At 67.7% G+C, this 19,886-nt stretch carries 16 protein-coding genes and 1 pseudogene; 5 read left to right on the top strand and 12 right to left on the bottom strand.

From position 1 onward, the window contains the following. Positions 1–14: 14 nt before the first annotated feature. The 3 genes from IB257_RS02045 (at position 15) to IB257_RS02035 (ending at position 3,353) form a co-directional block, all read left to right on the top strand. On the top strand, positions 15–848 hold the full coding sequence (locus tag IB257_RS02045; RefSeq protein ID WP_054456797.1) for a taurine ABC transporter ATP-binding protein: 834 nt from the start codon (positions 15–17) through the stop codon (positions 846–848). Beyond that, positions 841–1,668: an ABC transporter permease subunit gene (locus IB257_RS02040; protein ID WP_054456796.1), complete on the top strand. Its 828-nt coding sequence runs from the start codon at positions 841–843 to the stop codon at positions 1,666–1,668. Before IB257_RS02045 ends, IB257_RS02040 begins: the two co-directional genes overlap by 8 nt. Positions 1,669–1,775: 107 nt before the next feature. After that, positions 1,776–3,353, top strand: coding sequence for a PLP-dependent aminotransferase family protein (locus IB257_RS02035; protein ID WP_054456795.1), 1,578 nt, complete (start codon positions 1,776–1,778; stop codon positions 3,351–3,353). Here IB257_RS02035 and IB257_RS02030 read toward each other — a convergent pair. The 12 genes and pseudogenes from IB257_RS02030 to xsc all read right to left on the bottom strand — a co-directional run bounded on the left by IB257_RS02030 (position 3,333) and on the right by xsc (position 17,239). Continuing rightward, the gene (locus IB257_RS02030; RefSeq protein WP_199728321.1) at positions 3,333–4,736 is read right to left on the bottom strand and encodes an FAD-binding oxidoreductase; all 1,404 of its coding nucleotides are present in this window, start codon (positions 4,734–4,736) and stop codon (positions 3,333–3,335) included. The two genes, IB257_RS02035 and IB257_RS02030, sit on opposite strands and share 21 nt — an antisense overlap. 45 nt (positions 4,737–4,781) lie before the next feature. Beyond that, complete coding sequence (locus IB257_RS02025; RefSeq protein WP_192491783.1) at positions 4,782–5,174, bottom strand: nuclear transport factor 2 family protein; 393 nt, start codon at positions 5,172–5,174, stop codon at positions 4,782–4,784. Positions 5,175–5,363: 189 nt separating this feature from the next. Further along, a pseudogene (locus tag IB257_RS02020) lies at positions 5,364–6,004 on the bottom strand (SDR family oxidoreductase). 150 nt (positions 6,005–6,154) lie between these two features. Further along, entirely contained in the window at positions 6,155–7,126 is a 972-nt protein-coding gene (locus IB257_RS02015; protein WP_192491782.1) for a GTP-binding protein, read from the bottom strand. 1 nt (position 7,127) lies between these two features. Continuing rightward, positions 7,128–8,783: an amidohydrolase gene (locus tag IB257_RS02010; RefSeq protein WP_192491781.1), complete on the bottom strand. Its 1,656-nt coding sequence runs from the start codon at positions 8,781–8,783 to the stop codon at positions 7,128–7,130. Between the two features lie 28 nt (positions 8,784–8,811). Then, a complete protein-coding gene (locus tag IB257_RS02005) occupies positions 8,812–9,834 on the bottom strand; it encodes an ABC transporter ATP-binding protein (protein WP_192491780.1) in 1,023 nt (340 codons plus the stop codon). Next, entirely contained in the window at positions 9,831–10,832 is a 1,002-nt protein-coding gene (locus IB257_RS02000) for an ABC transporter ATP-binding protein (RefSeq protein ID WP_192491779.1), read from the bottom strand. Before IB257_RS02000 ends, IB257_RS02005 begins: the two co-directional genes overlap by 4 nt. Then, on the bottom strand, positions 10,829–11,731 hold the full coding sequence (locus IB257_RS01995; RefSeq protein WP_192491778.1) for an ABC transporter permease: 903 nt from the start codon (positions 11,729–11,731) through the stop codon (positions 10,829–10,831). Before IB257_RS01995 ends, IB257_RS02000 begins: the two co-directional genes overlap by 4 nt. After that, on the bottom strand, positions 11,728–12,696 hold the full coding sequence (locus tag IB257_RS01990; protein ID WP_054456787.1) for an ABC transporter permease: 969 nt from the start codon (positions 12,694–12,696) through the stop codon (positions 11,728–11,730). Before IB257_RS01990 ends, IB257_RS01995 begins: the two co-directional genes overlap by 4 nt. A gap of 12 nt (positions 12,697–12,708) precedes the next feature. Beyond that, positions 12,709–14,286 carry an ABC transporter substrate-binding protein gene (locus tag IB257_RS01985; RefSeq protein ID WP_192491777.1) on the bottom strand — a complete coding sequence of 526 codons (1,578 nt, stop codon included), beginning with the start codon at positions 14,284–14,286 and terminating at the stop codon, positions 12,709–12,711. 133 nt (positions 14,287–14,419) lie between these two features. After that, complete coding sequence (locus IB257_RS01980; RefSeq protein WP_192491776.1) at positions 14,420–15,340, bottom strand: bifunctional enoyl-CoA hydratase/phosphate acetyltransferase; 921 nt, start codon at positions 15,338–15,340, stop codon at positions 14,420–14,422. An 87-nt stretch (positions 15,341–15,427) separates the two neighbouring features. Next, positions 15,428–17,239 (bottom strand): sulfoacetaldehyde acetyltransferase, encoded by a 1,812-nt coding sequence (xsc, locus tag IB257_RS01975; protein ID WP_054456784.1) that lies wholly within the window; start codon positions 17,237–17,239, stop codon positions 15,428–15,430. Between the two features lie 160 nt (positions 17,240–17,399). On the opposite strand from xsc, the gene IB257_RS01970 reads away from it, so the two are divergent. Continuing rightward, complete coding sequence (locus IB257_RS01970; RefSeq protein WP_054456783.1) at positions 17,400–18,158, top strand: IclR family transcriptional regulator; 759 nt, start codon at positions 17,400–17,402, stop codon at positions 18,156–18,158. A gap of 179 nt (positions 18,159–18,337) precedes the next feature. Continuing rightward, positions 18,338–19,726: an ATP-dependent RNA helicase DbpA gene (gene dbpA, locus IB257_RS01965; protein WP_119451102.1), complete on the top strand. Its 1,389-nt coding sequence runs from the start codon at positions 18,338–18,340 to the stop codon at positions 19,724–19,726. The last annotated feature ends 160 nt before the right edge of the window (positions 19,727–19,886 follow it).

Here is a 19,886-nt window from a genome sequence, read left to right as displayed (position 1 = left end):
CCAGGGGAGCCGGCATGACCATGCAGTCCTCGTCCGCCACGCATAGCCTGTGCGCGGAAAAAGTAAGCGTCACCTACCCCGGCCTGCACGAAAGCGGTCCGGTCATCGCGTTGCAGAACGTCAACCTGACCATCCAGCCTGGCGAGTTCGTCGTGGCGCTGGGCGCCTCGGGCTGCGGCAAGACCACCTTGCTCAGCCTGCTGGCCGGCTTCCTGTCGCCCACCGAGGGCGAGATCACGCTGGGCGGCCGGCCTATCGTGGGTCCCGGCGCCGACCGCGGCGTGGTGTTCCAGAAGCATGCCCTGCTGCCCTGGCTGAACGTGCTGGAGAACACCGAGTTCGGCCTGAAGCTGCAAGGCGTGGACAAGGAAACCCGCCGCGCCCGCGCGCGCCGCAATCTGGAGCTGGTGGGCCTGCAGGACTTCCACCGCCACATGATCTACCAGCTGTCCGGCGGCATGCAGCAGCGCGTGGGCATCGCGCGCGCGCTGACCTGCAACCCCGCCATGCTGCTGATGGACGAACCCATGGCGGCGCTGGACGCGCTGACGCGCGAGACCATCCAGGAGCTGCTGCTGGACATCTGGCGGCAGACCAACAAGATGTTCTTCTTCATCACGCACAGCGTCGAAGAAGCGCTGTTTCTGGGTTCGCGGCTGATCGTCATGTCGCCCCGCCCGGGCCGCATCACGCACACCTTCACGCCGGACTTCAACCGGCGCTACCTGGAGACCCGCGATGGCCGCAGCATCAAATCCAGTCCCGACTTCATCGCCATGCGCGAACAAGTCCTCGGCATCATCTATGGCGACGAGCGAGCCTCCTCCCCCCAAGGCTTCCATGGCTAGCAGCCGCCCGGGACACAAGCCCGCCGCGCCGGGCAAGGTCTACGGCGCGCCGGGCGCGGGCTACAGCGGCCACATCAGCCTGATCACCAGCCTGGCGCTCATCGGGCTATGGTTCCTGGTGACCAGCGCCGGCTGGGTGCGGCCATTGTTCCTGCCCTCGCCCCTGGCGGTGTACGACAAGTTCGTCTCGGCCATGACCGACGGCGTGGCCAACTCCACGCTGACCGAACATGCGCTGGCCAGCCTGTCGCGGGTGTTCGGGGCCTTCTTCCTGGCCTGCGTGACCGCCATTCCCGTCGGCATCCTGATGGGCGTGAACCGGTACGCGCGCGGCATCTTCGATCCGCCCATCGAGTTCTACCGCCCGCTGCCGCCGCTGGCCTATCTGCCGCTCATCATCATCTGGTTCGGCATCGGCGAATTCCCCAAGGTCCTGCTGATCTACCTGGCGATCTTCGCGCCCATGGCGATCGCGGCGCGCGCCGGTGTGCGCTCGGTGTCGATCGAACAGATCCACGCGGCCTACGCCATGGGCGGCACGCCTGCGCAGGTGGTCTGGCACGTGATCCTGAAGGCCGCCATGCCGGAGATCTTCACGGGCATGCGCATCGGCATCGGCGTGGGCTGGACCACGCTGGTGGCCGCCGAAATGGTGGCCGCCGACCGCGGCCTGGGCTTCATGGTGCTGAACGCCGCCCAGTTCCTGGCCAGCGACACCGTCATCATGGGCATCATCGTGATCGGCGTGTTCGCCTTCGCCTTCGACCTGCTGGTCCGTTATCTGGAGAAGTTCGCCATTCCGTGGAAGGGACGGGTCTGAAACGCGCCCGGGCAATCCCTCATTTCGTCCCCCATCCGGCTCCTCTATCCTCAAGAGCGGCGCCTGCGCAGCGGCTACCGGCTGCGCGGCCTAGACAAGGAGCCGTCATGTCCAGCCAGGCCTCGATGCTCAAGCCTGTGTTGTGGGAGCGCCTGTTCGAACGCGAAAGCGCGCCCAACCTCAGCCTGCAGGGCTGCGTGCGCCAGATGCTGGTGTCCGCCATCCTCAGCGGCCACCTGCCGCCCGGCACGCCGGTGCCGTCCAGCCGGCATCTGGCCGACCAACTGCGCATCGCGCGCAACACCGTCGTGTTCGCCTACCAGCAACTGGTGAGCGAGGGTTATCTGGTGTCGCGCGAACGCAGCGGCCACTTCGTCAGCGACACGGTCATGCGCGGCCATTCCGGGCCCGCTTCCGACGCCCCGCCCGCCGACGGCGGCGAGCCGGACGTGCGCTGGGACGAAAGGCTGCGCTTCCGCCCGTCCCGGCAACGCAACATCACCAAGCCGCGCGACTGGCAGAAGCAGCCCTATCCCTTTGTCTACGCCCAGTTCGACCAGGACCTGTTCCCCACCGCGGAATGGCGCGAATGCTGCATCAAGGCGCTGTCGGTGCTGGACATCCGCAGCTGGGCGCCGGACCTGATCACCCACGACGACCCCGCGCTGATCGAGCAGATCCGCACCCAGGTGCTGCCCCGGCGCGGCGTCTGGGCCGACGCCGAGGAAATCGTCATCACCGTGGGTGCGCAGCATGCGCTTTACCTGCTGGCCGACCTGCTGGTCAACGAGGACACGGTGGTCGGCATGGAAGATCCCGGCTACCCCGACGCCCGCAACATCTTCGCCAGTCACACGCGCAACCTGCTGCCGCTGCCGGTGGACGAACAAGGGCTATGCACCGGCACCCATCTGCTGGGCTGCGACTACCTCTTCGTCACGCCGGGCCACCAGTGCCCCACCACGGTCACGCTATCTCCGGAGCGCCGCCAGAACCTGCTGACGCTGGCGCGCCAGGCCGACAGCCTGATCATCGAGGACGACTTCGAAAGCGAAAGCCGCTGGGGCGAAGGCGCGATTCCCGCCTTGAAGAGCCTGGACCGCGACGGCCGCGTGATCTACGTGGGCAGCCTGGCCAAGTCCTTCGCGCCCGGCCTGCGCATCGGCTACATCGTGGCGCCACGCGAACTCACCGCGGAACTGCGCGCCCTGCGCCGGCTCATGCTGCGCCACCCTTCGGCCTACATCCAGCGGGCGTTTTCGCTGTTCATTTCGCTGGGGCACCACCATTCGCTGCTGCGCAGGCAATCGCAGGCCTACCAGGAGCGCGGCACCGAACTGGCCCGCGCGCTGGCGCGGCACCTGCCCGATTTCAAGGTCATACCCATTACCGGATCCTCGTCCTGCTGGCTGCAAGGCCCGCCCTGGCTCAACGCCTGCGAGCTATCCGAGGCCGCGCTGGCCGAGGGCGTGGTGGTGGAGCCCGGCGACGTCTTCTTCATGAACGGAGCCGACGCGCCGCGCAACTTCCTGCGGGTCGGCTTCACATCGATCCGGCCGGAACACATCGAGCCGGGGATTGCCCGGCTGGCCAAGGTGGTCGACCGCTACCGCGGCCGCGCCGCGGACGGCAAGCAGGCCCCGCAGGGCCCGGACTTGCACGCGCTAGAGCACTTCGTCTCTTAGGTAGTACCAGCGGTACAGCAGGCCCTGGCCCAGCCTGCGGAACGGCGCGAACATATGCCCCGGCAAGGGCGAGTCGTAGATCGGCAGGTCCCAGGCCACGCCGTCCTTGCCCATCATGCGTTGCGCCAGGCGCTTGCCCGCGTGGGCCGAGAACGCCACGCCATTGCCGCCGTAGCCGAAGGCGTAATAGACCGGCTGCGCCGGGTCGGGCTGGGTCACGCGCGGCATCATGTCGTGGCTCACGTCCACCCAGCCCCACCAGGAATAGTCCACGTCCACGCCCGCCAGCGTGGGGAACTTGCGCGCCAGCCCTTCGCGCAGCAGAGCCAGATGGCGCGGATGCTGCGCGTCGGCGCCGCGCAGCGCGCTGCGGCTGCCGATCTGCATGCGGCCGTCGGGCAGCAGACGGTAATAGAAACGCAGGGTTCGCGTGTCGGTGATGAACACCGTGCTTTTGAGGCCCGCTGCATCGCGTTCCGCCGGCGTCAGCACCCGCGTCACCAGCGAGTTCGACAGCACCGGCATGATGCGGTTGTCCAGCAAACGGTTGACGCCCTGCGCGGTATAGCCGCCAGTGGCGAACGCCACGCGCCGCGCGCGCACGTAGCCGTTGGGAGTCTGCAGCCGCACACCGCCATTCTCGGCGCGCCAGCCCAGCACCGGGCTGCCCGGATGGATGCGCACGCCCAGGGCCCGCGCCTGCCGCATATAGCCATAGGCGAGCTTCAACGGATGCACGCCTACGCCATCCGGCTCGTGCATCGCGCCCACCGCCTCGCGGTCGTACACGTAGCGTTCGCGCAGTTCCTCCCGGCTCAACATCCGGGCGTCATAGCCGAACACCTCGCGCATCACGCGGGCTTCGTTTTCCAGGAACGCCATCTTCTTCTGGCGGTGCGCCGTGTACAGATGGCCGCCAGGTTGCGCGTCGCAATCCACCTGGGCCACCAGGCTCTTCCAATATTCGAATCCTTCGCGGATCTCGGCGTCCAGGCGCTTGGCGGTCGCCAGGCCCCAGCGCGCTATCCATTGCGAACGGTACAGGCGTCCGGACGCATTCTGTCCCTGTCCGCCGTTGCGGCTGGTGCAGCCCCACACCGCGCGATTGGCCTCGAGCACCACGGCCTTCACGCCGAAGTCGCGCGCCAGCGTCAACGCCGCCGACAGCCCGGTAAAGCCCGAGCCCACGATCACCACGTCGGCGTCGATATCGCCGTTGACAGGGCCGTCATCCTCGGGCGGTTCACCGGCGGTCGCGACCCAGTAGGTGGGCGCGTAGTCCTGCCCGCGGCCGGGCGGGGACACCAGCGGATCGTAGGCCGGGTTGTAGGCGCTGATCGCCGTCCGGCCAGCGGGGGCCGGACCTACAGGTTGGAAGGACATTTGAGTATCCATGCTGCGTTCCGGTTGCTGGATGCGGGTGCGTGTTCAACCGCGGGCCGGCAATACCGGGCGCTGCTTGCGGTAGGCGTTCTTCACGCGGATCTTGCCGTCCCGGAAGGTGAAGACGTCCACCATGTCCGCCTCCACGCGGGAGCCGTCGGCGGCGGTGCCGGTAAAGGTCGATTGGGACACGCCGCGGTCGCCTGCGACCCAATGCGTGCCGTTCTGCCACTGCGCATCGGGGAAATTCACCCAGGCCGCCGCGAAGGCCGCCCGCACCGCCTCGCGGCCTTCGTGCCGCGCGCCCCATCGCTCGGGGCCGGCCACGGTCTCGAACACGCAGTCGTCGCTCATGAAGGACATCAAGGCGTCGATATCGTGGCGGTTCCAGGCCGCCGCGAATTCGGCCAGCATGTCCGCGGTGACGGTCTTCTGCATTGCATACCTCCGGTAGACGCGGGCGCAACACGCGCCAGCATTCAGGACCAAAGGTAAGTGAGCCCCCAGGCAGGGTCTAGAACCAGAAACGGGAAATCGCTTGCACCAGAAGCGACATCGGGTGGCAGGCCGCGCAATGCGCAACCGGCCACCCGGTTGGGCGTCCCGCCGTGTTGCGGACGGCGCCGGCTACAGCGTCATCCCGCCATCGGCAGTCAGGCTGGCCCCCGTCATGTATCCTGATTCCGCGCCGGCAAGCCATGCCACCAGCGACGCGATTTCATCGGCGCTGCCGGCGCGCTGCAACGGGATCAGCGGAACGACCGCATCAAGATGGTTGACCGTCATATCGGTCTGGATCGGCCCGGGCTGCACGTTGTTGATGGTGATGCCGCGGGGTGCAAGGTCGATCGCGATGCCTTTGACCATCGTCGCCACCGCCGCCTTCGTCATCGCATAGACGCTCACGGCCGGCCCGCCGATGCGCGCGGCCAAATTGCTGCCGATGGTAACGATGCGGCCGCCGCGCGCAAGGTGCGCAGCGCCGGCCTGGATCGCCAGGAACACGCCGCGCACATTGACGGCCAGCATCTGGTCGAGATCCGCCACGCTCACGTCGGCCACCCCGCCCAACTTCAGGATGCCGGCGTTGACCACCACGATGTCGAGCCGTCCGAAATGCTCGGCCGCGCGCGCTCGGGCGCGGAAACATAGGTGAACGCCACGTCCGCGCCGTCGGCCGCCAGCCGCCGGACAATGGCGGCGCCGATGCCGCGCGAGCCGCCGAATACGATTGCGGCCTTGCGCAAGCCCCCGGAAATGTCTGTCATGATTCGCTCCTTGTAAGCCGATAGGTCAGTAAGCAGCCGGGAGAAGGGCCGGCTATCGAACCGGCGAATTCTCCCGTTTGCCTCGAATCGGTCAACAAGGAAAAAATTGACAAGCAATCCAATAAATCTATACCTATCTACGCCCGCCCCTCACGCCGCCGCCGGCGCCAGCCAGGCGTCGACGTCCGCGGGATCAACGGCGCCGCGCATGCCGATCAGCACCAGCGACGGCTCGTCCAGATCCTCGGGCGGCCTGGCCTGCGTGTCGTAGCGCACGCGCCGGCCCGCCAGTTGCACCAGCACCAGGCCGTGGCGATCGGTGCGCACCCAGCCCTTTGCCCGCAGCAGCTGCCTGGGCGCGTCGCGCAACCGGCTGGCGAGCCGGTCGGCGTCCAGCAGCGCGGGCGCGTGCCACAGCCAGCTCTGGAATGGATGGTCGGGGTCGTCGGGCATCGCGGCGTGGACGTGTCCCGCATGGTTGCAAGCGCCGCTGGCGCATGCCTGCGCAAGGCCGCAAGACCCGCCTTCGCCCAGCAGATGGCGCAGGTCCACGCGCCCTTCGCGCGTCTCGACCATCGCGGCCCCGCGTGTCGCCGCTTGCAGCCATGAACGCAACGACGCCAGTTCGGCGGCGGACGCCAGATCGGTCTTGTTCAACACCAGCAGATCCGCAGCCTTGAGCTGGCGTTCCACGGTATCGGCCAGCAAGGGATCCGCCGCCAGCGTGCGCACGTTCGCGGCATCTGCCAGCACCACCACGCCCTCAAGCTGCAGCATGGGATCCGACATGCCGACCTGCGCGATGCGGCCCGGATCCGACACGCCGCTGGCCTCGATCACGATCCATTCCGGCAAGGGGTCCAGCGCCAGCACGCGCGCCAGGGCATCGTCCAGGCCGCCCGCCATGGAACAGCAGACGCAGCCGTTGGCCAGCCTGATCACCTGGTCGCTGCGCTGCGCGATCAGCCCGGCATCGATATCGACCGGGCCGAAGTCATTGACCAGGACCGCCGCGCGGCGCTGGCTGCGGGACAACACATGATTGAGCAAGCTGGTCTTGCCCGCGCCCAGGAATCCGCCCACCACGGTCAGCGCAATTCGCGGTGCGCCATGGGCTGCCATCTCAGGCTTCCCGCAGTGGCAAGGGCCTGCCGCCGATCACGGTGCCCAGTATGCGCACGTCCTTCAGCTTCTCGGGCGCCACCTCCAGCGGATCGTCCTGCAGCACGCAGAAGTCCGCATGCTTGCCGACCTCGATGGAGCCGACCAGGTGATCCAGGTGCAAGGTGTAGGCCGCGCCCAGCGTGACGGCATGCAAGGCCTGCTCCACACCGATGCGTTCGGACTCCCCCAGCACCTTGCCCGACGAAGTCTGGCGGTTCACGGCGCACCAGGCCGTGAACAGCGGTCCCAGCGGCGTGATGGGCGCATCCGAATGGATGGAGAACGGCACGCCGGCGCGCGCCGCCGAGGCGCAGGCGTCCATGCGCCTGGCGCGGTCCGGCCCCATGGTCAGCGCGTGATGGGCGTCGCCCCAGTAGAAGATGTGGTTGGCAAAGAGATTGGCGCACATGCCCAGGCTGGCCATGCGCCGGAACTGGGCCGCGTCGGCCATCTGGCAATGCTGCAAGGTATGGCGGTGATCGCGCCGCGGGCTGCGGCGCAAGGCGCGATCCACCGCGTCGATCGCAAGCTCGGTGGCTTCGTCGCCATTGGTGTGTATGTGCAGTTGCACGCCGGCGTCGTGGTAGGTCTGGACCATTGCGTCCAGCTCGGCCGGCGCGATCACCCAGATGCCGTTGGGCGCGCCGTTGTAGTAGCCAGGCCAGCGCAACCGGGCGGTAAAGCCCTGGATCGAACCGTCCACCACCAGCTTGACCATGCCCAGATGCAGCTTGTCGTTGTTCAGGCGCCGGGCCTCGGCCAGCTTCGCCAGGCAGCGCTGCGGATCGCCCGCGTAGGTCAGCGCGGACGCGGCCGGCACGATGCGCACGGGATAGTCCGGTTCGGAGGTAATGCGGGCCAGCGTCGCCAGGCCCTCGTCGCCCAGCTCATTGACCAGGTCCGTGGCCGTGGTGACGCCCGCCCACTGCGCCACCTTGCCGAACATGCGCAGGCCCTCTTCCGATACGCCCACGGTGCGGAATGGACTGCCGATCAGGCGCATGACGGGGAACATCGCGGCGAATTCGCAGAGTTCGCCGCTGGGCCGTCCGTCTTCCATGCGCGTCACGCCCTCGATGTCGGTATCGCGGTCTATGCCGGCGCGCGCAAGCATGGGCGTGTTCACGTTCATCAGGTGCATGCTGGCATGCATGACCACCACGGGCCGCTCGGCGGACACCGCGTCCAGGTCCTGCACGCGCATGCGCGCGCCTTCGAAGAAGATCGGGTCGAAGCCCCAGCCTATCAGCGTCTCGCCGGCCGCCAGGACGCGTTCGGCCTCGCGCAGCCGCGCGGCCACCGCATCGAAACTCTTCAAGCCTTCCCACAGCCTGCCATCGGGTCCGCGCCGGTCGTAGAAGCCCACGTACACGAACTTCCACATGCCGCCTTCCGGCAGATGGCAATGCCCTTCGACCAGGCCTGGCATGAGCACTCTGTCCGCATAGCGCTCATCGAGGTCGGCCGGACCCCAGCCCGCCAGTTCCTCGCGGCTGCCCACTCCCAGGACGCGGCCCTCGCGCACCGCCACGTGCGTGGCGCGGGGCTGCATCGGGTTCATGGTCAGGATGCTGCGCGCGGCATAGATCGTGGTTCGGGCGCGGGAGTCGGTCATCTGTCTGTCCTTCTATCGGAGGGTGGGCTCATCCCTGCAGCGGCGACGCCAGGACGCCATCGCGGGATTCGACGAAATGGCAGGCCACGCGGTGGCCCGGCGCGACTTCGCGCAAGCCGGGTTCGCGCGTGGTACAGAGCGGCTGCGCGGCCGGACAGCGTCCGGCAAAACGGCAGCCCGGCGGCGGATCGACCGGACTGGGCGGATCGCCCGCCAGCCGCACGCGGCGCGCGGCCAGCTCGCGCCCGCCCTTCACGGTCGGCACCGCCGACATCAGGGCGACGCTGTAGGGATGCAGCGGCCGCGTGAAGAAGGCGTTGCGGGTGGCCTGCTCGATGATCTTGCCCAGGTACATGACGGCGATGTCGTCGCAGATGTGCTCCACCACCGCCATATCGTGCGAGATGAACAGGAACGACTGGCCCTGCTCGCGTTGAATGCGCCGCAGCAGGTTCAGGATCTGCGCGCGGATGGCGATATCCAGCGCGGACACCGGTTCGTCGCAGACGATCAGGTCCGGCGCACTGGCCAGCGCCCGCGCCACGTTCAGCCGCTGCCGCTGGCCGCCGGAAAACTGGTGCGGAAACAGTTGCCGCTGCTCCGGGCGCAGGCCCACCAGTTCGAACATGCGGGCCACGCGCGCCTCGCGTCCGCCGGGCGGATCGATGCCCATCAGGTCCAGCGGCGCACGCACGATGTCGCCCGCCCGCTGGCGCGGATTGAGCGAGGAATACGGATCCTGGAACACCAGCTGCACGCGGCGGCGTATGCGGCGCAGGGCGGAGCCGTTCAGCGCCGTCATGTCCGTACCGTCGAAGTGGATGGAGCCCGCGGTCGGGTCCGCCAGCCGCAGCACGGACAAGGCCGTGGTGGTCTTGCCCGAACCGGACTCGCCCACGATCGCCAGCGTGCGGCCGCGCTGCAGCTCGAAGGACACGCCGTCCACGGCCTTCACGACCACCGGCTTGCCGTCGCGGCCACGCCCGCCGATGGGAAAATGCACGGCAAGATCGCGCACGGACAGCAAGGCGGAAGATTGCGGTGACGTCATTGCGCGGTCTCCGGATACAGCCAACAGGCGACTTCCTGCCCCTCGCCTACACGGGTCAGGGGCGGAAACGCGTCGCGGCAGCGCGCCATGGCCTGCCCGCAACGTTCCATGAAGGGGCAGCCCGCGCCGCGCTCCCAGATCGAAGGCACCACGCCGGGAATCTCCGGCAGGTCCGGGCGCACGTCGTCGGGCTCGCGGTCCAGCTCCGGCAGACAGGCGATCAGCCCCTGGGTGTAGGGATGGCGGGGCTGCGCCAGGATCTCGCGCACGCCGCCCTGCTCCACCACCCGTCCGCCGTACATGACCACGACCCGGTCGGCCATCTCCGACACCGCGCCCATGTCATGCGTGATCAGCAGCACCGCGGTGCCGCGCCGCGCCTGCTGTTCGCGCAGCAGGTCGAAGATCTGCGCCTGAACCGTCACGTCCAGCGCCGTGGTCGGCTCGTCGGCGATCAGCACATCCGGATCGCAGGCCAGCGCGATGGCGATCATCACGCGCTGCCGCATGCCGCCGGACATCTGGTGCGGATAATCGTCCACGCGCCGCTCCGGCAAGGGGATGCCCACCGACTTCAGCATTTCGATGGCACGCTCGCGCGCCTGGCTCTTGCTCAGGCCCTGATGCAGCCGCAGGGGCTCCGCGATCTGGTCGCCGACCGTATACACGGGATTCAGCGCCGTCATGGGCTCCTGGAAGATCATGGAGATCTTGTTGCCGCGCACCTGGCGCATGGCCTCCTCGTCGCGGCCGGCCAGGTCGTCGCCGCGCAGGCGCACGCTGCCCCCGCCGATGCGCCCCGGCGCCGGTATCAGCCGCATGATGGCCAGCGCCGTCATGCTCTTGCCGCAGCCGGACTCGCCCACCAGACACAGGGTCTCGCCGGGGTTCAGGTCGAAGCTCACCGCGCTCAGCACCTCGGCCACGCGGCCGCGCGACTGGAACTCCAGACTCAGGCTGTCGACCTCCAGCACGGGCGCCTGCAGCGCGGCGTTCATGCCCGCCCCCGCGAGTTGGGATTGAGCGCATCGTTCAGCCCATCGCCGATCAGGCTGACGGCCAGCACGGTCAGGAAGATGGCGGCGCCCGGCAGGGTCACCGCCCACCATGCGGTCAGGATGTAGGGGCGGTTGCTGCCTATCATCAGGCCCCAGCTCATGATGTTGGGATCGCCCAGCCCCAGGAACGACAGGCCGGCCTCGAACAGGATCGCCGTGCCTATCGCCAGCGTCGCCGATACGATCAGCGGCGCCAGCGCGTTGGGCAGGATCACGCGCCAGATGATGCGCGCGTCGCCCGCGCCTATCACCCTCTCGGCCAGCACGTACTCGCGGCGCTTGAGGCGCAGGAACTCGCCGCGCGCCAGCCGCGCCGTGCCCGGCCAGCTGACCACGCCGATGGCGATGGCGATGGTCGCGAGCGAGGGCGAGAACAGCGTCACCAGCACCATGGCGAACAGCAGGGTCGGCAGCACCTGGAAGAATTCGGTGATGCGCATCAGGGTTTCGTCGATCCAGCCGCCGTAGTAGCCCGCCAGCGCGCCGACCGTCAGCCCGATGGCCATGGACAGCACCGCCGCCACCACGCCGACCAGCAGCGTGGCGCGGCCGCCATAGACCATGCCGGTCAATACGTCCCGTCCAAGGTAGTCGGTGCCCAGCAGCGCGTCCGCGCCCGGCGGCGTCATCGGCGCGCCGGCGATCTCGAAGGGATCCGCCTCCATGATCATGGGCCCGAAGAGCGTCACCGCCAGGATGGCGGCCAGCAGCAGCACGCCGGCCAGCGCCGAGGGATTGCGCGCGAACACCCGCAAGGCCTCGTACGACGGGCGGGCCGGCGGCCGCGCCGCCTGGCCCGGCATGGCGGCAATGGATACGGCGGGAGGCGTCTGGCTCATGAGGTCTTGATCCTGGGATCGATCAGGCGATAGGCCAGATCGGTAAGCTGATTCATCACGACCACCAGCAGCGAGGCGAACAACAGAATGCCCAGCAGCGTGGGATAGTCGCGCCTGAGCACGGAGTCGAACGCCAGCCGGCCCAGCCCGGGCCAGTTGAAGACCGTCTCGACCAGGATCGCGCCGGCCAGCACGTTGCCGAACTGCAGGCCCAGCATGGTCACCACCGGCAGCACGCCGTTGCGCAGCGCGTGCTTGTAGAGCACGGAGCGTTCCGGCAGGCCCTTGGCGCGCGCGGTGCGGATGTAGTCGGCCGACAGCGCCTCCATGACGCTGGCGCGCGCCAGCCGGCTGTACTGCGCGAGGTAGACGAAGGCCAGGGTGAAGGCCGGCAGCACCAGGTGATGCAGCACGTCCAGCACACCCGCCCAGCCGTCCTGCGGCCCGCCGGCGGAACGCATGTCCGACACCGGGAAGATCGGCAGCGCCGAGGCGAACAGGATGATAAGGATGATGCCCGTCCAGAACACCGGCGCGGAGTAGCCCACCACCGACAACAGCGTGATGCCTTGCGACAGCGGCCCATTGGGCTTGCGCGCGGCCAGCGTGCCAAGCAGCGTGCCGGCCAGGAACGCGCTCAGCACCGAGGTCACCACCAGCAGCAGCGTGGCAGGCACGCGGTCCCAGATCAGCTGCGCCACCGGCACGTTGAAGAAATAGGAATAGCCCAGGTCGCCCCGCAGCACCTGCATCAGGTAGATGCCCAGTTGCGTCAGGAAGGGCTTATCCAGCCCGTACTGCGCGCGCAGCTGCGCACGCAGTTCTTCGCTGATGCCACCCATGGAGCCCGCGATGGTCTCGACCGGATCGCCCGGAGAGATGTGGATCAGCAGGAAATTCAGCGTCACCACGGCCAGCAGCAGCACCAGCGCATAGGCAAGGCGGCGCAAGAGATAGCGCGTCATGGCGGCTCCGCCCTACTGCAGGTAGGTGTCGTCCATGGGCGATATGACGCCCCAGATGCCGTCCGGCAGGCCGTGCACCTTCTTCAACGACAGGGTGTGGTACGGAATGACCGTGAGGAAGTCGATGGGCACGTCGGCCGTGACCAGGCGCTGGAATTCCGCGTACAGCGCGCGGCGCTTGTCCGCGTCGGTTTCGGTGCCGGCCTGTTCCAGCAGTTCGTCCACCTTGGGATTGGAGTAGGACTGCGTGTTGGTCCAGATGATGTCGCGGATATTGCTGGACAGGTAGGTGCGGTGCACGCCGATCACCGGATCGCCCCAGTTGAAGACGATGTCGGTGGTCATGTCGAAGTCCTTGCCGGCGATGCGCTTGGCCCAGGTCGGGAAGTCCGGTGAGGCGCGCACCTGCACCGCGATGCCGACCTTCTTCAACTGGCTGCGCAGATACTCCGCGACGTTCTTGCCCTGCACGTCGGAACCCGGCATGTAGTCCACCGTCAGCGACAGGCGTTCGCCCTTGGCGTCCTTCTTGTAGCCCGCCTCTTCCAGCAGTTGCTCGGATTTCTTCAGGTCCAGCGGATACTTCGCCACGTCCTGCGTGGCGAACGGGCTGGTGCCGATGATGGGGCCGTTGGCGGGCGTGGCGAAGCCCGCGTTCAGCGCCTTGGTGATGAAGCCCTTGTCGGTGGCATAGGCGATGGCCTGCCGCACCCGCACGTCGTTCAAGGGCTTGCGCGCCGTATTGAAAGCCAGCCAGCTCAGGGCGCCTATGCCCTCATAGCCCTTGCTGGTCATGACGATGGCGGAATTTTCCTTGGCGCGCCGCAGTATGGTGGGCTCGGTCATGAAGGGCAACACGCCGATGTCGCCGCGCTCCAACCCGATCAGCAGATTGGTGGCGTCGGGATTGATCTTCACCACGATCCGGTCCAGGTAGGGCTTGCCGGGCAGGAAGAACTTGTCGAACTTCTCCAGCACGATTTCCTGGCCCGGCTTGAATTCCTTGAACTTGAACGGACCCGATCCGACCACGTCGGCCGAGTTGCGCGGATGGCTCTTGAGGTCCTGTCCATCGTCGTAGATGTGCTTGGGCAGCACCGGCATCAGGGCCGGCGACAGCGCCAGCAGGATGGCCGGATGGGGCTTGCTCATGCGCAGCACCACGGTGTAGGGATCCGGCGTGTCCACGGCCTCGACGGGCGCGAACATGGTCTGGAACGGATGGTTCTTCTTGACCGCCATGACCGAGAACGCCACGTCGGCCGAAGTCACTGGCTTGCCGTCATGGAATACCGCATCTTTGCGCAGATGCAGGGTCAGCGACTTGCCGTCCGGCGCCAGTTCCCAGGACTGCGCCAGATAGGGATGCGGCTTCCATTCGGCGTCGTAGCGCAGCAGGCTGGCGAACAGCTGCGTGCTGGGCAAGGCGGTTGCGATGCCCGACTGCACCGCGCCGTTCAGGTGCCGCGGCACCTGCGTCGACCCTATCACCAACGTACCGCCGGACTTGGGCGCGTCCGCAGCCGTGGCCCCGCCCGCAAGGGCCAACGCCGTCAGTATCGTGGTCAGGCATTTTTTTGCGCTGCGCATGTTCTACCCCTTGATGTCCAGTGTCACGAGCCATTCATCGGATGGCCTTGGGGCTAGCGTATCCAGCCTGCTGGTCCAGGCTTAGTACCAAACCGCCGGACTTTTTGGAGCCAGCGCCGCGGACGGTCTGGATTCAGGCTGCCAGCGCCCGCGCGTACAGCGAAGCGACTGCGCAACTGTTGACGCGGGCCTGCATGGAATCGGAGCGGCTGGTCAGCAGCACAGGCACGCGCGTACCCAGCACCAGTCCGGCGGTACCTGCGCCGGCCAGCCAGGTCAGCTCTTTGTAGAGCATGTTGCCGGCCTCGATATCGGGCACCAGCAGGATGTCGGCATCGCCCGCCACGCGCGAGACGATGCCCTTCTGATCGGCTGCCTCGCGCGAGATGGCGTTGTCGAAGGCCAAGGGGCCGTCGATCTCGCCGCCGCGGATCTGCTGGCGGTCCGCCATCTTCGACAGGGCCGCCGCGTCCAGCGTGGCGGGCATGGAAGGATTGACGGACTCCGTAGCGCACAGCACCGCGAGCTTGGGGCGGTCCACGCCCAGCGCGCGCGCCAGGTCGATGGCGTTCTGCGCGATGTCGGCTTTCTCCTGCAATGTGGGCGCAATGTTGACGGCCGCGTCGGTCAGGATGAAAAGCTTGGGGTACGCCGCCACCGCCATCACGAAGGCGTGGCTGATGCGCCGATCGGTGCGCAGGCCGGCGTCGCGCGCCACCACGGCCGACATGAAGTGGTCCGTGTGCAGGCTGCCCTTCATCAGCATGCGCACCGCGCCTTCCCGGGCCAGCGCCGCCGCCGCGCGCGCGGCCTGGCACTCGTCATCCGGCGTGTCGACCACTTCCACTTCGTTGTCGCGCAGCCCCAGTTCCGCCATCAGGACGCGCAGCCTGGCGGCCGGGCCGACCAGCACCGGTTCGATGTAGCCGGCGTCGCGCGCCTGCACGGCCGCGCCCAGGCTGGTCGGGCACAGCGGATACGCTACCGCGGTGCGCAAGCGGCCGGCCGACAGCGCGGCATTGCGCAGCGGCTCGAACAAGCGATCGCTTTCCATTTCTGTCTGCTCCTGCCGCGGAGATCCGCGGCGCCTGGCGGAAGAAATCCGGCGCGGCCGCCGCCGCGCCGGACGCACGCTACGCGATCAGCGCTTGGCCGGATCGATCGACAGCGGCACCTCGCCCGGATGGAAAGGCTGGTTCACGTACTGCTTGTACTTGTCCAGGAAGCGTACCGGCTGCTTGAGCGCGTCGCGGCGGAACGGGTCGCCCAGTTCCTGGCTGACCATCATCTCCAGCACGGTGGTCTTGCCTTCGGACTGCGCCTTGCATGCGGCCTGCAAGGCGGCGCCCACCTGGTCGGCATGCTCCACCCTGATGCCTTCCGCGCCCATGGCCCGCGCCAACTCCGAAAAGTTCGGGTTCTTCAGGTTGCTGCCGACGAAGCGGCGGCCGTAGAAGTCCACCTGGTTCTTCTTTTCCGCGCCCCATTGGCCATTGTGGAACACCACGGCCGTCACCGGTATCTTCTCGCGCACGCAGGTCAGCAATTCCTGGAAGCTCATGCACCAGGCGCCATCGCCCACGTAGGCCACGGCGGGACGGTCGGGCCGGCCGAGCTTGGCGCCGATCAGCGCCGGCAAGGCGTAGCCGCAATTGCCGAAGCTCATGGCGGCCAGCATGGAGTTCGGCTCGTCAAAGCGCAGATAGCTGTTGGACACCGAGCAGATGTTGCCGATGTCGGTGGACACCATGACATGCTTGGGCATGGCGCGTTCCAGCTCGCGCAGCATGCGGCGCGGATGCATGCGGCCGCCGCCGTGCTCGATGATGTCCAGGCTCCAGTCGTCTCGTTCGTGCGACCAGCTGTCCAGTTCCTTTTCCCATTCGGCCTTCTGCGCCGCGATCTGTTCGGCGCGGCCACCTTTGGTGGCGGCGCAAGCGATCTCGCGTCCCCGCAATTTGCCCGCCAGCGCCGCAGCCGCCGGCTTGGCATCGCCGCAGATGCCCACCGACACCGGACGCACCAGGCCCAGCATGCGGTGGTCGGCGTCCACCTGGATGATGCGCGCGCCCTGCGGCCAGTAGTCCAGCCCGTGCTGCGGCAAGGTTCCGAAGGGTCCCAGGCGCGTGCCCAGCGCCAGCACCACGTCGGCCTGCGACAGCAGCTTCATGCCGGCCTTGGCGCCCTGGTACCCCAAGGGGCCGCACCACAGCGGGTGGCTGGCCGGGAATGCGTCGTTGTGCAGGTAGCTGGTGACCACCGGCGCGCCCAGCAGTTCGGCCAGAGCCACGCATTCCGCCTGCCCTTCCGAGAACAGCACGCCGCCACCCGCCACGATGACGGGGAACTTGGCCTGCGCCAGCATTTGCGCAGCCGCCTCCAGGTCCTCTTCCGAGCCCGGACCGCGGCGGATGCGGCGCGGTTCCGGAATGGCCACGTCGATCTCGCCGTAGAAATAGTCGCGCGGGATGTTCAACTGCGTCGGACCGCGCTCGGCCAGCGCATTGTCGAAGGCCTTGGCGGTGAATTCCGCCATGCGGTCGGGCCGGTTCACATGGGCCTGGTACTTGGTGATGCGCGAGAAGATCGGCAACTGCTCGGTTTCCTGGAAGCCGCCCAGCCCCATGCCCGCGGTGCCGGTCTCGGGCGTGATGGCCACGACCGGGCTATGCGCCCAGTACGCCGCCGCCACGCCGGTCACGAAATTGGTGATGCCGGGGCCGTTCTGCGCGATGCAGACGCCGTGGCGCCCCGTCACGCGCGAGTAGCCGTCGGCCATGTGCGCGGCGCCCTGCTCGTGCACCGTCGGCACGAAGCGGATGCCGGCCGCCGGGAACAGGTCCAGCGCGTCCATGAAGGCCGAGCCGACGATGCCGAATACGTCCTTGACGCCCTGCGCGACCAGCGTTTCCACAAACGCTTCGCTGGGGGTCATGTGTTGCTTGCTGCTCATGGTCTCTCTCCTGGCAGGCCGGCGGTGTCGGATTGCATCTGGGCCGGCATGATCCGATACTGCAGCAGAAACCTGCCCGTTCCCAGCCCATGGCGTTTCATTTTCTGCAAAATCCGTGCGACGATGCGCAGCAAGCCGCCGAATCTTCAATTATTGAAAGATGAAAGACGAATCCTCCGCAGCGCTGCGCGCGCTGACCCTGCTGGAACAGGTCGCCCGCTCGGGGCAGCCGGTATCGCTGGCCGCGCTGACGGACGCCACCGGCCTGCCCAAGCCCTCCGTGCTGCGCATCCTGTCGCGGCTGGTCGACGCCGGCATGCTGCTGCGCGAGCCCGCCGGCAAAAGTTACGTCAGCGGCCCGCGTCTGAGCGCGCTGGCACGTGAAACCCTGCTGAATTCGCCCTTGCGCGGCGAACGCCACCGCATCCTGGACAGCCTGGTCGACGAAATCGGCGAAACCTGCAACTGCACCATGCTGGACGGCGACGAGGTCATCTACCTGGACCGCGTCGAAACCGCCTGGCCGCTGCGGGTGAACCTGCAATCGGGCTCGCGCGTGCCGCTGCATTGCTCGGCCAGCGGCAAACTGTTCCTGGCCCACATGCGGCGCGAGGCGCGCCAGCGGCTGCTGGCCGCGGCGCCCTTGCCGCGCTACACGCCCAACACGCTGTGCGACGTGGCCGCGCTGGAACAGGAACTGCGCACCATCAAGAAGGAAGGCGCGAGCTTCGACCGCGAGGAATTCCTGCTGGGCATCGTCTGCATGGCGGTGCCCATTCTGCATGGCACGCGCGCCATCGCCGCGGTCGCCTTGCACGCACCGGTGGCCCGGCTGTCCATCGAAGGCGCGCGCGCCTGGTTGCCGCGCATGCAAGAGGCCGCCCGGGCGCTGGCGGGCACCTACGGGCCTGACGCCTAGCGGCCGGCGGCTCCCGCCCGCCCAGGGGCGCGTCTGGAACGCTATGTTCCGCCTTTGTTGCAAGGGCCATCGGCCGCAGGCATTACACTCTTGGGCGTACGCGCGCCTGCCTCATGACGCAGCCGCCCCTTCCTTTTGCCGCCAGGCCGATGCCGGGCAGAAAGCGACACTCTTCTATCGTGACCGACACTTCCTTTACCTCCCTGCCCCTGCTGCCCGCCCTGCTCGACAACCTGAAGAGCCTGGGCTTCGAGCAGATGACACCCATCCAGGCCCAGAGCCTGCCGCTCATCCTGGAAGGCCGCGACCTCATTGCGCAAGCCAAGACCGGCAGCGGCAAGACCGCGGCCTTCGGCCTGGGCGTGCTGCAGAAGCTCGATCCCGCGCGCTTGACCCCACAGGCACTGCTGGTCTGCCCCACGCGCGAACTGGCGGACCAGGTCGCACAGGAGTTGCGCCGGCTGGCCCGCCAGATCGCCAACGTCAAGATCCTGACCCTGTGCGGCGGCGCCGCCGCCCGTCCCCAAGCCGAATCGCTGGCGCGCGGCGCGCACCTGGTGGTGGGTACGCCCGGCCGGATCCAGGATCACCTGGAGCGCGGCAGCCTGGACCTGTCGGGCCTGAACACCCTGGTGCTGGACGAGGCCGACCGCATGGTCGACATGGGCTTTTATGACGATATCGTGGCCATCGCCTCGCATTGCCCGACCAAGCGCCAGACGCTGCTGTTCTCGGCAACATATCCCGACAACATCCGCAAGCTCAGCGCCCGCTTCCTGCGCAATCCCGCCGAGGTCAAGGTCGAGGCGCAGCATGACGCCAGCCGCATCGAGCAGATCTTCTACGAAATCGACGAAAAGGACCGGCTCGACGCAGTGACGCGCCTGCTGGCGCACTTCCGCCCCGAATCCACGCTGGCCTTCTGCAACACCAAGATCCGCAGCCACGACCTGGTGGAACGGCTGCAGGCCGAGGGCATCAGCGCCCAGGCCCTGAACGGCGACCTGGAACAGCGCGAGCGCGATGAAATCCTGATCCAGTTCGCCAACCGCAGCTGCGCCGTGCTGGTGGCCACCGACGTGGCGGCGCGCGGCCTGGACATCCAGAACCTGGGCGCCGTGATCAACGTCGACGTGACCAAGGACACCGAGGTCCACGTGCACCGCATCGGCCGCAGCGGCCGCGGCGAACAAAAGGGCCTGGCGCTGAGCTTGTGCTCGCCCGAGGAGATGCGCTGGGCCAACCTGATCGAGCAGTATCAGGGCGCGCCGCTGGTGTGGGGCGACATCAAGGCCTTGCGGCCCAAGGCGGATCGTCCCTTGCGCGCGCCCATGATCACGCTGTGCATCCAGGGCGGCAAGAAGGACAAGCTGCGCCCCGGCGACCTGCTGGGCGCGCTGACCGGCGACGGTGGCCTGACGTTCGAGCAGGTTGGCAAGATCAACATCACCGAATTCAACTCCTACGTGGCGCTGGACCGGCAGATCGCCAAGCAGGCGTTCTCGCGTCTGTCCAACAGCAATATCAAGGGCCGGCGCTTCCGCATGCGCTATCTGGAAGAGTTCTGAGTGTCGGCGGGCGACAAAAACTTGATGGTTTTGCTCGGGTTTTGCAATAATGGCGCGGCCTGCCCCGGCGGCCGCCCTGCCCGCGATCACCGGGGCGCGGAACCAAAGGCTCGCGCCCTGTTCCAACGGCCGCGGTCCCCTTTCAACCAATAGATGAGAA

This window comes from Achromobacter sp. ACM03 (assembly GCF_014851665.1).
Lineage (GTDB): Bacteria > Pseudomonadota > Gammaproteobacteria > Burkholderiales > Burkholderiaceae_B > Achromobacter > Achromobacter aegrifaciens.
The sequence above is the reverse complement of the archived record's forward strand: the minus strand, read 5'-3'. Positions and strand labels throughout refer to the sequence as shown.

What these genes read in the sequence shown, in the direction of transcription:
- IB257_RS02045 (WP_054456797.1), top strand. Translation starts at nt 15, where the DNA reads ATGACCATGCAGTCCTCGTCCGCCACGCATAGCCTGTGCGCGGAAAAA.
- IB257_RS02040 (WP_054456796.1), top strand. Translation starts at nt 841, where the DNA reads ATGGCTAGCAGCCGCCCGGGACACAAGCCCGCCGCGCCGGGCAAGGTC.
- IB257_RS02035 (WP_054456795.1), top strand. Translation starts at nt 1,776, where the DNA reads ATGTCCAGCCAGGCCTCGATGCTCAAGCCTGTGTTGTGGGAGCGCCTG.
- IB257_RS02030 (WP_199728321.1), bottom strand. Translation starts at nt 4,736, where the DNA reads ATGTCCTTCCAACCTGTAGGTCCGGCCCCCGCTGGCCGGACGGCGATC.
- IB257_RS02025 (WP_192491783.1), bottom strand. Translation starts at nt 5,174, where the DNA reads ATGCAGAAGACCGTCACCGCGGACATGCTGGCCGAATTCGCGGCGGCC.
- IB257_RS02015 (WP_192491782.1), bottom strand. Translation starts at nt 7,126, where the DNA reads ATGGCAGCCCATGGCGCACCGCGAATTGCGCTGACCGTGGTGGGCGGA.
- IB257_RS02010 (WP_192491781.1), bottom strand. Translation starts at nt 8,783, where the DNA reads ATGACCGACTCCCGCGCCCGAACCACGATCTATGCCGCGCGCAGCATC.
- IB257_RS02005 (WP_192491780.1), bottom strand. Translation starts at nt 9,834, where the DNA reads ATGACGTCACCGCAATCTTCCGCCTTGCTGTCCGTGCGCGATCTTGCC.
- IB257_RS02000 (WP_192491779.1), bottom strand. Translation starts at nt 10,832, where the DNA reads ATGAACGCCGCGCTGCAGGCGCCCGTGCTGGAGGTCGACAGCCTGAGT.
- IB257_RS01995 (WP_192491778.1), bottom strand. Translation starts at nt 11,731, where the DNA reads ATGAGCCAGACGCCTCCCGCCGTATCCATTGCCGCCATGCCGGGCCAG.
- IB257_RS01990 (WP_054456787.1), bottom strand. Translation starts at nt 12,696, where the DNA reads ATGACGCGCTATCTCTTGCGCCGCCTTGCCTATGCGCTGGTGCTGCTG.
- IB257_RS01985 (WP_192491777.1), bottom strand. Translation starts at nt 14,286, where the DNA reads ATGCGCAGCGCAAAAAAATGCCTGACCACGATACTGACGGCGTTGGCC.
- IB257_RS01980 (WP_192491776.1), bottom strand. Translation starts at nt 15,340, where the DNA reads ATGGAAAGCGATCGCTTGTTCGAGCCGCTGCGCAATGCCGCGCTGTCG.
- xsc (WP_054456784.1), bottom strand. Translation starts at nt 17,239, where the DNA reads ATGAGCAGCAAGCAACACATGACCCCCAGCGAAGCGTTTGTGGAAACG.
- IB257_RS01970 (WP_054456783.1), top strand. Translation starts at nt 17,400, where the DNA reads ATGAAAGACGAATCCTCCGCAGCGCTGCGCGCGCTGACCCTGCTGGAA.